The organism is Variovorax glacialis (assembly GCF_051216375.1).
Lineage (GTDB): Bacteria > Pseudomonadota > Gammaproteobacteria > Burkholderiales > Burkholderiaceae_C > Variovorax.
Genome location: NZ_JBPJZT010000006.1, coordinates 417,408 through 430,827, shown reverse-complemented (window position 1 = coordinate 430,827; position 13,420 = coordinate 417,408). Strand labels below are relative to the sequence as shown.

Annotated in this window: 13 protein-coding genes; 9 read left to right on the top strand and 4 right to left on the bottom strand. The window is 65.7% G+C overall.

What is annotated here, in order from left to right:
- Window positions 1–7 precede the first annotated feature (7 nt).
- Window positions 8–2,788, top strand: a complete 2,781-nt coding sequence (gene glnE, locus ACSFBL_RS18910) for a bifunctional [glutamate--ammonia ligase]-adenylyl-L-tyrosine phosphorylase/[glutamate--ammonia-ligase] adenylyltransferase (protein WP_435517328.1) — start codon at window positions 8–10, stop codon at window positions 2,786–2,788.
- Window positions 2,781–3,836: a septal ring lytic transglycosylase RlpA family protein gene (locus ACSFBL_RS18905; protein WP_435517327.1), complete on the top strand. Its 1,056-nt coding sequence runs from the start codon at window positions 2,781–2,783 to the stop codon at window positions 3,834–3,836. Before glnE ends, ACSFBL_RS18905 begins: the two co-directional genes overlap by 8 nt.
- A gap of 220 nt (window positions 3,837–4,056) precedes the next feature.
- Here ACSFBL_RS18905 and ACSFBL_RS18900 read toward each other — a convergent pair whose 3' ends face one another.
- A complete protein-coding gene (locus ACSFBL_RS18900) occupies window positions 4,057–4,914 on the bottom strand; it encodes a ferritin family protein (protein WP_435517326.1) in 858 nt (285 codons plus the stop codon).
- Window positions 4,915–5,043: 129 nt separating this feature from the next.
- Between ACSFBL_RS18900 and ACSFBL_RS18895 the strand changes: the two genes are divergently transcribed.
- A complete protein-coding gene (locus tag ACSFBL_RS18895) occupies window positions 5,044–5,625 on the top strand; it encodes a glutathione peroxidase (protein WP_435517325.1) in 582 nt (193 codons plus the stop codon).
- Window positions 5,626–6,000: 375 nt separating this feature from the next.
- Here the strand turns inward: ACSFBL_RS18895 and ACSFBL_RS18890 are convergent, their stop codons facing one another.
- Window positions 6,001–6,612 (bottom strand): glutathione S-transferase N-terminal domain-containing protein, encoded by a 612-nt coding sequence (locus ACSFBL_RS18890; RefSeq protein ID WP_435517324.1) that lies wholly within the window; start codon window positions 6,610–6,612, stop codon window positions 6,001–6,003.
- A 102-nt stretch (window positions 6,613–6,714) separates the two neighbouring features.
- On the opposite strand from ACSFBL_RS18890, the gene ACSFBL_RS18885 reads away from it, so the two are divergent.
- From ACSFBL_RS18885 to ACSFBL_RS18870, 4 genes are read left to right on the top strand one after another with little or no spacing between them, the layout of a single operon-like run.
- On the top strand, window positions 6,715–7,857 hold the full coding sequence (locus tag ACSFBL_RS18885) for a YjgN family protein (protein WP_435517323.1): 1,143 nt from the start codon (window positions 6,715–6,717) through the stop codon (window positions 7,855–7,857).
- Window positions 7,854–8,918 (top strand): M48 family metallopeptidase, encoded by a 1,065-nt coding sequence (locus tag ACSFBL_RS18880; protein WP_435517322.1) that lies wholly within the window; start codon window positions 7,854–7,856, stop codon window positions 8,916–8,918. Before ACSFBL_RS18885 ends, ACSFBL_RS18880 begins: the two co-directional genes overlap by 4 nt.
- A 36-nt stretch (window positions 8,919–8,954) precedes the next feature.
- Window positions 8,955–10,334: an adenylosuccinate lyase gene (gene purB, locus ACSFBL_RS18875; RefSeq protein WP_435517321.1), complete on the top strand. Its 1,380-nt coding sequence runs from the start codon at window positions 8,955–8,957 to the stop codon at window positions 10,332–10,334.
- The gene (locus ACSFBL_RS18870) at window positions 10,334–10,894 is read left to right on the top strand and encodes a YaeQ family protein (protein ID WP_435517320.1); all 561 of its coding nucleotides are present in this window, start codon (window positions 10,334–10,336) and stop codon (window positions 10,892–10,894) included. The genes purB and ACSFBL_RS18870 overlap by 1 nt, the downstream gene beginning before the upstream one ends.
- 77 nt (window positions 10,895–10,971) lie before the next feature.
- On the opposite strand, the gene ACSFBL_RS18865 is transcribed toward ACSFBL_RS18870, so the two are convergent.
- Window positions 10,972–11,277 (bottom strand): DUF2007 domain-containing protein, encoded by a 306-nt coding sequence (locus ACSFBL_RS18865; RefSeq protein ID WP_435517319.1) that lies wholly within the window; start codon window positions 11,275–11,277, stop codon window positions 10,972–10,974.
- 8 nt (window positions 11,278–11,285) lie between these two features.
- On the bottom strand, window positions 11,286–11,747 hold the full coding sequence (locus ACSFBL_RS18860) for a DUF3717 domain-containing protein (protein ID WP_435517318.1): 462 nt from the start codon (window positions 11,745–11,747) through the stop codon (window positions 11,286–11,288).
- A gap of 418 nt (window positions 11,748–12,165) precedes the next feature.
- Between ACSFBL_RS18860 and ACSFBL_RS18855 the strand changes: the two genes are divergently transcribed.
- Both ACSFBL_RS18855 and ACSFBL_RS18850 read left to right on the top strand, forming a co-directional pair.
- Window positions 12,166–12,903, top strand: a complete 738-nt coding sequence (locus tag ACSFBL_RS18855) for a TerC family protein (RefSeq protein ID WP_435517317.1) — start codon at window positions 12,166–12,168, stop codon at window positions 12,901–12,903.
- A gap of 48 nt (window positions 12,904–12,951) precedes the next feature.
- A complete protein-coding gene (locus ACSFBL_RS18850) occupies window positions 12,952–13,419 on the top strand; it encodes a hypothetical protein (protein WP_435517316.1) in 468 nt (155 codons plus the stop codon).
- Window position 13,420: the final 1 nt, after the last annotated feature.

Sequence of the window (13,420 nt, the reverse complement as noted above, 5' to 3'; positions counted from 1 at the left end):
AGGAATTATGACCGCCAGCTCCCACCCGGGTTCAACCGACGCCGACGCGACAGCGCATCGGCCGCCCTCGGCATCCACCTCGCCGGCTCCACTGTCCGCCTATTCGCGCTTCGTGCAACGGCTGCGGCGTCGCTATGCGGGCGAGCTTCCGCTGTTGCCGACCGGTGCGCCCGTGAAGACGCACATGGTCGAAGCCTACGAAGCCCTTCGGAAACGAGGGAATAGCGTTGCCGATTCGCTGCGCATCGTCAGGCAACTGGTCATGGAACGGCTCGTCACGCTCGACTGCGACGAACAGGCGCCGTTGTCCGTCGTCACCACCGCATGCACTGAACTCGCCGAATTCGCGCTCGACGTCGCGTGCCGCGAAGCCTGCGCCGAACTCGATGCCGTGCACGGCGCCCCCCTCGGTGCCGACGGCCAGCGCGCGCAGCTCTGGGTCGTGGGCATGGGCAAGCTGGGCGCCCGCGAACTCAACGTGTCGAGCGACATCGACCTCATCTATCTCTACGACCAGGACGGCGAGACGGCGGGCGACGGACGCTCGCGGCTGTCGAACCACGAATACTTCGCGCGCGCGGTCAAGCGCATCTATGCGCTGGTGGGCGACACGACGGAGCACGGCTTCGTGTTCCGCGTGGACCTGGCGCTGCGTCCCAATGGCAACTCCGGTCCGAGCGTGGTCTCGCTGGACGCGCTCGAAGAATATTTCCAGCGGCAGGGCCGGGAGTGGGAGCGCTTTGCCTGGCTCAAGAGCCGCGTCGTCGCGCCTTACGCGGTGGTGGCCGACCGATCGGCGCAGGCGCTGCGCGGCGTGGTGCTGCCCTTCGTCTTCCGGCGCTACCTCGACTACAACGTGTTCGATTCCCTGCGCACGCTGCATCGACAGATCCGCGAACAGGCGGCGCGCAGGAGCGCCGGCCGTCCAGAGCGCGCGAATGACGTCAAGGTGTCACGCGGCGGGATTCGGGAGATCGAGTTCACCGTGCAGCTGCTGCAAGTGGTGCGCGGTGGGCAGTTCCCGGAGCTTCGGACCCGTCCCACGCTCGACGCGCTGCAGCGCCTGGCGCGCGCCAATCTCATGCCGCAGGAAGCCGCGGATGCGCTGGCCGCCGCCTATGAATTCCTGCGCCGGGTCGAGCATCGCATCCAGTACCTGGACGACCAGCAGACCCATGTGCTGCCCGTCAATGACGATGACGTGCGCTGGATCGCGCAATCGCTGGGTTATGCCGACTGTTGCGACTTCCTGGTGCAGCTCGATGCGCATCGGGAGTTCGTGGCGCAGGAGTTCGACAAGCTGCTGGGCGGCAAGAAGCCTTGCACGGGTTGCAACGGCAAGTCCAAGGCCGTTCCCGTCATCGACCTCGCCGACTTGATCGACGGACTGCCAGAACCTTTCGCTGCGCGCATCAGGCTCTGGCGCGAGAATCCGCGCGTGCTGGCGCTGCGCGACGAAACCCGGCTGCGCCTGCGGCAGCTGGTGCAGCGCACCGGCCAGTGGCTGCGCGAGCCCGACAGCGACGCGCCGGGCAAGGTCGGCCACCACGTCGAAGCCGCGCTGCGCTGGGCCGACTGGATCGAGCCTCTGCTGCGCCGCGACAGCTACATCGCCTTGCTGGTCGAGCGGCCCGCGGTGCAGGAACGGCTGCTGCGCCTGCTCGGCTCCGCCAAATGGCCGGCACGCTACCTCATGCAGCACCCGGGCGTGATCGACGAGCTGGCCAGCGACGAAATGCTGTCGGGCCGCTTCGTCGCGGCCGAGTTCGAACGAGAACTCGAGAGTCGCCACCTGTCGCTGACGCGAACCGGGGAGGCCGACGAAGAACGCCTGCTCAACCTGCTGCGCCACGCGCACCATGCCGAGCTGTTTCGCACGCTGGCCCGCGATGTCGACGGTCGCATCACCGTCGAACAAGTGGCAGACGATCTCAGCGCGCTGGCCGATTCGGTGCTGCGCGTCACGGCGCGGTGGTGCTGGCCGCACCTGCGCAACCCGCATCGGGAGCAGCCGCAGTTCGCGATCATCGGCTACGGCAAGCTGGGTGGAAAGGAACTGGGCTACGGCAGCGACCTGGACATCGTGTTCGTCTACGACGATGACGACGAGCGCGCGGGCGAGGTCTACGCCGCCTATGTGCGCAAGCTGATCAACTGGCTGACGGTGAAGACACGGGAGGGCGATCTCTTCGAGATCGACACCGCGCTGCGACCGAACGGCAATTCGGGCCTGCTCACGACCAGCTTCGAGGCCTACGAGAAGTACCAGCTCGGCCGGGGCAGCAACACGGCGTGGACCTGGGAACATCAGGCCATGACCCGCGCGCGCTTCGTGCTGGGCGACGCCGCGCTGGGCGAACGCTTCGACCGCGTCCGGGAGGCGGTGATCACCGCGCCGCGCGATCGCGACGCGCTGAAGGCCGAGATCGTCGCGATGCGCGAGAAGGTGCGCGCCGCGCGCCCGGTGAAGCCGGACCGTTTCGACGTGAAGCACAGCGCGGGCGGCATGGTCGACGCGGAGTTCGCGGTGCAGTACCTGGTGCTGTCGGAAGCGAAGGCCCATCCGGAGCTGGTGCCGAACGTCGGCAACATTGCGCTACTGCTGCGCGCGGAAACCGCCGGGTTGCTGCCCGAGGGCATCGGCCAGAACGCGGCTTCGGCCTATCGCGAGCTGCGGAGGGTGCAGCACCGGGCACGGCTCAACGAAGAGCCGACGCAGGTGCCGATGACCTCGCTCGTGGCAGAGCGCGAGGCCATGCTGGCGTTGTGGAAGGCGGTGTTTGGCTAAGCGGCGCCTGCGGTCGCAACGCGCGCTCGCGCTGGCCGCGGGGGCGACGCTCCTTTTCCTTGCCGGTTGCGCCAGCGGACCCCGGGGCATCGGGCGCGACGGGGCGGACGCCAATCCGCCGGCGGGCCTCGGCCAGGTGCCGGATGCGGAGCCTCGGGTCGAGCCGATCCGCAGCAGCGGCGGCACGAGCAAGCCCTACGTCGTGCTCGGCAAGTCCTACGTGCCGATCGTCGACGACCGGCCTTTCCGTGAAAGCGGCCTCGCGTCGTGGTACGGCCGCAAGTTCCACAGCCAGTCCACCGCGAGCGGCGAACCCTACGACATGTACGCGATGACGGCGGCACACAAGACGCTGCCGCTGCCGAGCTATGTGCGCGTACGCAACCCGGCCAACGGGCGTGAGGCGATCGTGCGGGTCAATGACCGCGGCCCTTTCCACGAGGATCGCGTCATCGACCTCAGCTACACCGCGGCGCTCAAGCTCGATCTGCTGCGCGGCGTCGCGCCCGTCGAAATCGAGCGCATCACGAACGACGACATCCGGACCGGCGCGTGGCGACGCGGCAACGTGGATGCGACTCAACTGGCGCAGCATGCGCCACCGGTGACTCCCGCGCTTCCCGTCCAGCCCGCTGCCTCGGACAACGTCGCAGTCCCGGCAGCCTGGACCGCCCCGGTCGCCGCCGCCCCGCGCATCGAATCGATGGAAGTGACAGCGCTGCCGCCCCTGGCCCCGCTGACAGCCCCACCGGCACCAGCACCAAGCGCAACACCCCTTCCGTCCCCGGCCGAAGGAATCGCTTCCGCGCCGCCGCCTGGCTTCTGGGTGCAACTCGGCGCCTTCAGCCAGCGAGATGGCGCCGCCCGTTTCCAGCAGCAGGTCGCGCGTGAATTGCCCGCCTTGGCCCCGTCCCTCAACGTATTCACCGAACGCGGCACCCACCGGCTACAGGCGGGCCCCTACGCATCACGCGACCTCGCCCGCGACACGGCGGAGCAAGTCCGCAACGGACTCCAGCTCACCCCCGTCATCGTAGAACGCCGCTAGACCGCAAGCGGTAAACCCCAGAAATACCGCGGAACCGGCTTTGCCGGGCCGCAGGTATTGCCCCCGGCAGGGGGTAGACGAAGCGACACGAAGTGCGCGCAGCCTGGGGGTGAGCTCAGGAAACACCGCGGAACCGGCTTTGCCGGGCCGCAGGTATTGCCCCCGGCAGGGGGTAGGCGTAGCGACACGAAGTGCGCGCAGCCTGGGGGCGAGCCCGTTGCTAGGCTCCTTGGTACTCGGGCTTGGGGCCCAATGAAGCCGCCAGTTCCTTGCGGTACCGGTTCAACTCCTGCACGGTCTTGAAGCTCCTGTTCATCAACAGGCTCAGGTTGTGCAGGATGCGATCGCCGACCTTGTTTTCCCAGACGGCGTCGAACTTGATCTGCTTGTCGAGCCAATGCTCGAGCCAGTCCGGATCGGGAACGCGGCTCTGAATCGTGTCATTGGGAAACAGCGCCTTGTTCACGTGCAGATTGGTCGGATGCAAGGCCTGCGCCGTCCGGCGCGCGCTCGCCATCAGCACGCCGACCTTGGTGAAGGCCGAGCGCGCCTCGTCGCCGAACTTCTCCAGGGCGCGCTTCATGTAGCGCAGGTAGGCGCCGCCGTGGCGGGCTTCGTCCTGGCTGAGCGTGGTGTAGATGTGCTTGATGACCGGCTCGGTGTGCCATTCGGCCGCACGGCGATACCAGTGGTTGAGGCGAATCTCGCCGCAGAAATGCAGCATCAGGGTCTCGAGCGGAGGTGCCGGGTCGAAATCGAAGCGCACCTCGTGCAGTTCCTGCTCGGTCGGGGCGTATTGCGGGCTGAAACGCTTCAGGTATTCCATGAGCACGAGCGAGTGCTTCTGCTCCTCGAAAAACCAGATCGACATGAAGGCGGAGAAATCGCTGTCATGGCGGTTGTCGCGCAGGAACATCTCCGTGGCCGGCAGGGCTGCCCACTCCGTGATGGCATTCATCTTGATGGTCTGGGCCTGCTCGTCGGAGAGCCGCGTCGCGTCGAAAGACTGCCACGGAATATCCTTGTCCATGTCCCAACGGACGGATTCGAGTTGTCTGAAGAGTTCCGGATAGAGCATCTATGTCTTTCTTGTGCCGACGGATTTTAGTCGGCAGCTTTGGCGCGCCTGTGACAACAGCGCGATGATGCGTGGGTGCGCCGCTGGACGGCGCCGGTCCAAAGGGCTATTTACATAGGTAAAACCGTCATGCGAATCCCCATTCAGCGGCTAGTGCCATTTGCGTCGGCGATCGTCATCGCAGCCTGCTTCCTGCCCGGCCACGCCCGTGCCCAGGCGGCGCCGGCGGGTTGTCCGGCCATCCTCCAGCACACTTTTCCGCGCCTGCAGGATGAAAAACCCCAGACGCTCTGCCAGTACACCGGCAAGGTGGTGCTGGTCGTCAATACGGCGAGTTTTTGCGGGTTTACGCCGCAGTACAAGGGGCTGGAAGCGCTGGATAGCAAATACCGGTCGCGCGGACTGGTCGTGCTGGGATTCCCCTCGAATGACTTCGCCCAGGAATCAGGCTCCAACAAGGATATTGCCGAATTCTGCGAAAACACCTTCGGCGTCAAATTTCCGATGTTTGCGAAATCTTCTGTTCGGGGCGTGGACGCCAATCCACTGTTCAAGGAGTTGGCGCAGGCTTCGGGCACGACGCCGAAATGGAATTTCTACAAATACCTGATCGGCCGCGACGGGAAGGTCGTCGATTCGTATTCGAGCATGACGGCGCCGGACGATCGTTCGTTCGTGCGCGCGGTCGAGAAGGAACTCGGGCCTAACTGAAACCGCGGCCGGACGCCATCAGACGTCACAAACGTTTACCACTGCGGTGGGAACCGGGCCCGGCGGGGTGATCTCATACGGGTTCGGGCTTGGACGGCCCGACCGTTTTCATGTTGCGAGGTCTTCCGGGCGCTACCGTCTGGTTGAAATCCCGAGGCGATTCTTCTCCTCCTCCCTCCCTCCCTCCTTCGTCTTGGGGCGCCTCGCAACGTTTTTATTACTCGGGGCATTGCTCGCCCCCAGGCTTGCTCGCTTCGCGTAGCCGCCTACCCCCTACCGGGGGCAACACCTGCGGACCGGCGGAGCCGGATCCGCGGTGTTTCACGAACAAAAGCCCCGCATGCGGGGCTTTTTGTTTGATTGCGCTGTGCCGGCTCAGGGCTTGGTGTCGGCGAAGCTGGGGCGCAGCATGAGTTTGTCGTAAAGACGGGCGAGGTTGGTGTGGTCGCCGCGCCAGTCGATCTCGGGGAAGCGGTAGCCGACCCAGCCCAGGGCACAGCCGACCGCGATGTCCGACAGGCTCAGGTGGATTCCGCTGCAGAAGGGCTTGTCGCCCAGGCCCTTGGCCATGGCGGCAATGCCGCCCAGGACCTTGCCGCGCTGGCGGTCGATCCAGGCCTGGCTGCGTTCGCCATCGGCGCGGTGCGCCCAGGTCGCTTCGAGGCGCCAGAGCACGCCGGCGTCCATCACGCCATCGGCCAGCGCTTCCCAGGTCTTGACTTCGGCACGTTCGCGGCTTTGCTGCGGGATCAGCTTGCCGACGGGCGACAAGGTGTCGAGGTATTCGACAATCACGCGCGAGTCGAACATGGCCTCGCTGCCGTCCATGATCAGGCAGGGCACCTTGCCCAGCGGATTGGCGCTGGAAATCGTGGTGTCGGCAGACCAGACGTCTTCGATCACGAACTGGTAGTCGAGCCGCTTTTCGGCCATGACCACGCGTACCTTGCGCACGTAAGGACTGGCAGCGGATCCGATCAGTTTCATGCGAGCTTTCCCCCCATCAGGGCATCGTTGTAGCGCTTTGATTCTAGGGGAACGCGCGCGGTGCAGAATCCGGCCCCAACACCGAAGCGAGGGGGAGCGCGCGTGAACGAGGAATCCAACACACCGGGCGGGACGGCACTGCATCGCCATCCGATCGAATTCACGGCCACCGGCAGCGAGTACTTCCGCATCTGGATCGTGAACCTGCTCCTGACGCTGGTGACCCTCGGGATCTACCTTCCGTGGGCCAAGGTCCGCAAGCTCAAGTACTTCTACAGCAACACCTGGGTCGACGGCGATGCGCTCGACTTTCACGGCGAGCCCCGCAAGATGCTGCGCGGCACCTTGATCGCGGCGGCGTTCCTGATCACCTACTCGGTCGGCAGCAATTTCTCAGGCTGGGCTGCATTGCTGGCGGCCCTGGCCTTCGTGGGACTGTGGCCCGCGCTGTTCCGGGCCGCGATGCGCTTCCGCCTGGCCAATACGAGCTGGCGCGGGCTGCGCTTCCGCTTTCTCGGCGACATGCCGGGCGCATTTGCCTGCATGCTGCCGCCGCTTGCCCTGGCGCTGCTGCCGGTCGCCATCGCAGGGACCATGACGCAGCGTGGCATGCCGCCGGCGGCCTCCGGACTGATGGGCGTCGGGATGCTCGTCTTCCTTGCGGGACTGCCCTACTTCCTCTGGCGCGTGCGGCGCTACCAGCACGGCAACTACGCGATCGGGGAACTGCAGACGCGGCTCGACGCCGATGTGGGCGTGCTCTACGGGATTTTCATCAAGCTGGTCGGCGTCACGCTGCTGGCCCTGGTGGTCATCGGCATCCTGGTCGGTGTCTTTGTCTTCACCGGCAAACGCGTCGGCGCGGGTGCGGGATTCATCGGCCTGTCCGTGATGCTGGGATTCGCCGGCATCCTGCTGCTGAACATCCTTCCGAAGTCGTATCTCCAGGTCCGGCTGCAGAACCTGATCTGGTCGAAAACGGGAAACGACGTGCTCCGGTTCAAAAGCGGCCTGCGTCTGTCGAGCTACCTTCGCCTGCAGTGCAAGAACTACCTGCTGATCATCCTGACGCTCGGGCTGTACTGGCCATTCGCGGTGGTGAACACCCGGCGGGCGCAGGTCGAAGCCGTCGAGTTGCGCACCCGCATCGCGCTGGACGAGATCACGCAGGTGGCGGCGATCGAGCATCCCGGCGCCGTCGGCGACATGGCGGCCGACCTGTTCGGCGTGGACATCGGCATGTGACAAGCCTCGACGTTCGCTATTTCGACGGCTGCAGCAGCAAGCCGCATGCGGCACGCCTGCACGTGCTGGAAGACTGCCTGACGGTTGCGCCCGTCGCTGGCGACAATTTTCCGCCATTGACGATCTCCCTTGACCAGATCCGCTGGCCGGAACGCACCCGGCATGGCGGTCGCATCGCCCAGCTGCCACAAGGTGCCTGCGTGCAGGCGCTCGATGCGGCCGACTGGGACGCCTGGGTGTCGCAGTTCGGCCGCCGCGAGAGCTGGATCGTCCGCGCCCAGCAGAGCTGGCGCGGGGTCGCCATCGCCTTCGTGTTGCTGACGGTCGGGCTCGCGGCGATGTACCAATGGGGCCTGCCGTGGATTGCGCGCGGCGTCACGGCCATGGTGCCGCCGCGCGTCGACGCGATGATCGGCGCCCAGGTCCTCCAGTCGCTCGACCAATCGCTGCTGCAGCCCAGTGCGCTGGAGCCGGCAGACCAGGACCGAATCCGCAAGGCCTTCGCGCAGATGGTGCGGACCAGCCACCCCGACGATGCGCCGGCGTGGAAGCTCGAATTCCGCCGCAGCCGCGATTCGACCGGGAAGCTGGGCCCCAACGCGCTGGCCTTGCCAGGGGGCGCCATTGTCCTGACCGACGAGCTGGTTGCGCTGATGCCGGACAACGATGACGCCGTGCTCGGGGTCCTGGCGCATGAATTCGGCCATGTCCGCCAGCGCCATGCGATGCGGCAACTGGTTCAGGTGTCCGCGATCGGCATCGCGGCATCGGTTGCGGTCGGCGACTACGGCACGCTGATCAGCAGCGCGCCCGTCCTTCTCGCCTCGCTGGGCTACTCGCGCGATGCGGAGCGCGAGGCCGATGCCGAATCGCTGCGCCTGATGCGGGCGGCGGGCATCCCGCCCCGCGCGATGGTCGCCTTCTTCGAGGCCGTCGAACGGTGGCGCGAAACAACGCACCGCGGCGCCGGAGGGGATGGCGATGTCATCGGGCTCGCGTTCTCGTCGCACCCGGCCACGGTGGAGCGGATCGCCTACTTCCGGGACGCGCCGGAGGACTGAAATTGCTTCCCGCGGGGCGCAACCTAAAATTCGCCAATGAGTTTCTCCACCGTTTCCGCACTTTCTCCCCTCGATGGTCGCTATGCGGCCAAGCTCACGGCGCTGCGTCCGCTGATGAGCGAACAGGGCTACATGCACCGGCGGGTGCAGGTCGAAGTGGCGTGGTTCATCGCGCTGTCCGACTGCGGCTTTGCCGAATTCAAGCCCCTCACCGGAGGGGCCCGCAAGTACCTGCTGGGGCTCGTCTCCAACTTTTCCGAGGCGGATGCCGTCGCGATCAAGCAGATCGAGAAGACCACGAACCACGACGTGAAGGCCGTCGAATACTGGATCAAGTCGAAATTCGAGGCGCGCCCCGAGCTGCTCGCGGCGTCCGAGTTCGTGCACTTCGCCTGCACCAGCGAAGACATCAACAACACCAGCCATGCGCTGCAGATCCAGGCGGCACGCGAGAAGGTGATGCTGCCGGCCATCGACGGGCTGATCGCGACGCTGCGCGACATGGCGAACAAGTTCGCCGGGGTCTCGATGCTCTCCCGCACCCATGGACAGACCGCGAGCCCGACCACCGTCGGCAAGGAGCTCGCCAACGTCGCCGTGCGTCTCGCCAAGGCCCGCGAGCAGATCGCCTCAGTGCAGCTGCTGGGCAAGATGAACGGCGCGGTCGGCAACTACAACGCCCACATGGCGGCCTGGCCCGAGTTCGACTGGGAAGCCTTCAGCCGCAAGGTCGTCGAAACCCCGGCACCGCTGGGCCTGGGCCTCACTTTCCAGCCCTACAGCATCCAGATCGAGCCGCACGACTACATGGCCGAGTTGTTCGACGCGGTGGCGCGCACCAACACCATCCTGGTCGACTTCTCGCGCGACATCTGGGGCTACGTCAGCCTGGGCTATTTCAAGCAGCGCCTGAAGAAGGGCGAGATCGGCTCCTCGACGATGCCGCACAAGGTGAACCCGATCGACTTCGAGAACGCCGAGGGAAACCTGGGCCTCGCGAATGCCGTGCTGCGGCACTTGAGCGAGAAGCTGCCCATCAGCCGCTGGCAACGCGACCTGACCGACAGCACCGTCCTGCGCAACATTGGGGTCGCATTCGGCTACTCCACGCTGGCCTATGCCAGCCTCGCGACCGGCCTGGGCAAGCTCGAGCTGAACGAGGAGGCGCTGGCCGATGACCTCGACGCCTCATGGGAAGTGCTCGCCGAGCCCATCCAGACGGTGATGCGGCGCTTCGGCGTGCAAGGTGCCTACGAGCAGCTGAAGGAAGTCACGCGCGGCAAGACCGTGACTGCCGAGGCGCTGCACGGGCTGATCCGCTCGCTGGCCATTCCCGAAGAGGAAAAGGAACGTCTGCTGGCGATGACGCCTGCGAGCTACATCGGCAAGGCAGCCGAACTGGCCCGGCGGGTCTGATGGCGCTCAAGTCCACGGTCTTCAAAGCGAACCTGGCCGTCGCCGACATCGACCACAACTACTACGCCGACCACGCGCTGACGCTCGCGCGTCATCCCAGCGAGACCGACGAGCGGATGATGATCCGCCTCGCAGCGCTCGCGCTCAATGCCTACAAGCTGCAGGCGGTGTGCAACGGCGACGGCACGCTCGCCTTCGGCGCCGGCTTGTCGAACCCCGACGAGCCCGATGTATGGCTGCGTGATTTCACCGGCGAGATCAAGCTGTGGATCGAGGTCGGGCAGCCGGAAGACAAGCCCATCATCAAGGCCTGCGGCAAGGCCGACGAGGTCATCGTCTACTGCTTCAACCATGCCGCCGAGATCTGGTGGCGAGGGATCGAGAACAAGCTGACGCGGCCGCAGAACCTCAGCGTGTTTCGCGTGCCGACGGCGGCATCGCAATCGCTCGCGACACTCGCGCAGCGGTCTATGCAGTTGCAAGCCACGATCCAGGAAGGCGCGTTGATGCTTGGCGACGGCACCCACAACATCGACATCGAACCTGTAAAACTCAAATAGCTCGCCCCCCAGGCTTGCTCACTTCGGGCAACACCGGCGGCCCGGCGAAGCCGGTTCCGCGGTGTTTCTTGAACTTGCTACCCGAGCGGCATCATTGCGCCGCAGTGCCAGCATTGTTCGAAGCCGCCTTCGACGAGCTCGCCGCAAACGCAGTGCCAACGGTGCTGCGGTCGATGACGCAGATCGTGCAGAAGCCGCTCGGCGAGTGCGAACTGCGCGTCGTCCTCGATCCAGATCTCGGGCAGGCACTGGTCGGGCGGCAACTGGCCGGCGGCGGCGCCAAGATATTCGCGCTGGATGGATGCCTGCACGCCGTCTTCGCGCAACGCATGCACCCATAGCGTGGCGATGGCCAGGTTGGGGGCTTGCGCGAGACGACGCATGGCGAAGCTCAGTCCACCTTGCCGGAAGCGACTTCGCCCGCACCGTCATCGGTCCAGACGTGCTCGGCCTCGCGTGCGCGCTCCGCATACTTGTTGAAGCGCCAGGCGCTGTCCTGCATGGTGATGCGGCGCCAGGTCAATCGCTTCTCGGCCGGCGTCATCGCAGGCCAGTGCTGGACCTCGTCGAAGCTGCGGCCGCAGCCCTTGCATTCGTCATCGCCCTGGCTGGTCGAGCAGATCGCGATGCAGGGCGTGTCGGGCGTGCTGTGGTACCACGTGAGCCAGGCGGCCCACGCCTCGGCGGGGAAGCCGACTTCGTCGACCTCGTCTTCATGATGAAACACCATCAGCGCGTACACCTCTGCCAGCGCGCGCAACTCGGGCGCGAGCGTGATGCCGTCGGGCGAGGGTTTCCTGTCGCGCCAGTAGTTGATGGCGGCCTCGATGTCGGTGATGTGAATGGCGGCCATGGGGGGTCGAAAAAATGCGAGCGGGCATCATAGTCCGGCAAAGTCCCGCAACCCGCGAAGGAATTGATCGCTATCAAATACGTAGCATCGACTGCCCTGCCGGCGCAGGTTTCCAGCGCGTTTCGCTTATGAACCCATCGCCGGGAGGTTGCCTTGCAACGACTCCGATGCTCTAATCCCGCCCACGAAGGGGAGTAGCTCCCGCCCGCTTGCACGAGAGCGGGCATCGCCAGGTCGTCAATACGAAGCACAACACTTCCGGCCTGTCGGGCAGCCATTGCGCTGCCGAGCAAGACCTTCGATTTGAACCTGTGTCGGGTTTGATCGAAGCAATTGCAAGTTCCTCGAGGATCCCCGATTCTCAGTCAGCCGCTTCATCCGACCCGCACAGGCGGAATCGAAACGAATGGAGGACTTTATGGAACTGTTCATGACCCCCGAGTTCTGGGTCGCTGTCGGTCAGATCATCATGATCGACATCCTGCTCGGAGGCGACAACGCCGTCGTGATTGCACTGGCCTGTCGCAAGCTGCCGCCGGCGCAACGCACCAAGGGCATTCTCTGGGGCACCGCGGGCGCGATCCTGTTGCGCGTGATCCTGATCTTCTTTGCGCTCACGCTGCTCGCCATTCCCTTCCTGAAGCTGGCAGGCGCGCTTCTGCTGATGTGGATCGGGGTCAAGCTGCTCGCACCGGAGCATGACGACGCGCACGGCAACATCAGCGCGAGCGACAAGCTGTGGGCCGCCGTCAAGACCGTGATCGTCGCCGACCTGGTGATGAGCGTCGACAACGTGATCGCCATCGCTGGCGCCGCGCAAGGTGCCGGCGAGGGCCACCAGATGCCGCTCGTGGTTTTCGGCCTGCTGGTGAGCATCCCGATCATCGTCTGGGGCAGCCAGCTGGTCATCAAGCTGATGGACCGCTTCCCGATCATCATCACGCTCGGCGGCATGCTGCTGGGCTGGATCGCGGGCACCATGGCGATGTCCGATCCCGCGGTCGCCAACGCTGCGGACTGGACCTGGGTGCCGAAGGTGCCGCAAAGTGACGTGGTCCGCTACGCCGCGGGCGTCATCGGTGCGCTGCTGGTCCTCGCGATCGGCAAGTGGGTGGCGGCACGCCGCCCCAAGCCCGCAGCCCCCGTGACCGTCTGATCCCGCTCGATGCCTCTGACACTCCAACCAACGAAAGAAGGAGCACTCATGGACAAGATCATTCTGTATGTCGATGACGCAGCCTATGCGCGAGAGTTTCTCGCCAAGGTCGCGGCAGACGGCGGCAGCGGCGCCGGGCCACGCCATTGGGTGCTGGTGGCCTGCCCCCCACGCATGACGCAGCGCATCAGCAAGTGGGTGAGCCACAGTGCGCGCGAGAACTGGCGGGCCAAGTGGTTTGCGAAGGTGCAGGAACAGTTGCTTCCGCTGCTGGCGCAGGAAGGCGGTCAGGTCCTGCCGGTCCTCGCCAGGGGGCCGCTGACGGACTTGACCAAGCGCCTGAGGTTGCTGCACGGCGCCGCGCAGGTCGTCGACGCACGTCGGCCGAAGGTGGGCGTGGACCTCGAACCGGTGGCGCCCGACGTGGCGCCCCCCGGACAGTCGAGCTGGGCGTTGCCGGGTGCGGTGGTTGGCATGGGTGCCCTGCTCATGCTGGCCAACGAGATGGCCGAATAGG

Bases quoted from the DNA above. Each gene is read 5' to 3' on its own strand.
- glnE (WP_435517328.1), top strand. From the start codon at position 8: ATGACCGCCAGCTCCCACCCGGGTTCAACCGACGCCGACGCGACAGCG.
- ACSFBL_RS18860 (WP_435517318.1), bottom strand. From the start codon at position 11,747: ATGGCCGCCATTCACATCACCGACATCGAGGCCGCCATCAACTACTGG.
- ACSFBL_RS18890 (WP_435517324.1), bottom strand. From the start codon at position 6,612: ATGAAACTGATCGGATCCGCTGCCAGTCCTTACGTGCGCAAGGTACGC.
- ACSFBL_RS18865 (WP_435517319.1), bottom strand. From the start codon at position 11,277: ATGCGTCGTCTCGCGCAAGCCCCCAACCTGGCCATCGCCACGCTATGG.
- ACSFBL_RS18850 (WP_435517316.1), top strand. From the start codon at position 12,952: ATGGACAAGATCATTCTGTATGTCGATGACGCAGCCTATGCGCGAGAG.
- ACSFBL_RS18855 (WP_435517317.1), top strand. From the start codon at position 12,166: ATGGAACTGTTCATGACCCCCGAGTTCTGGGTCGCTGTCGGTCAGATC.
- ACSFBL_RS18900 (WP_435517326.1), bottom strand. From the start codon at position 4,914: ATGCTCTATCCGGAACTCTTCAGACAACTCGAATCCGTCCGTTGGGAC.
- ACSFBL_RS18895 (WP_435517325.1), top strand. From the start codon at position 5,044: ATGCGAATCCCCATTCAGCGGCTAGTGCCATTTGCGTCGGCGATCGTC.
- purB (WP_435517321.1), top strand. From the start codon at position 8,955: ATGAGTTTCTCCACCGTTTCCGCACTTTCTCCCCTCGATGGTCGCTAT.
- ACSFBL_RS18870 (WP_435517320.1), top strand. From the start codon at position 10,334: ATGGCGCTCAAGTCCACGGTCTTCAAAGCGAACCTGGCCGTCGCCGAC.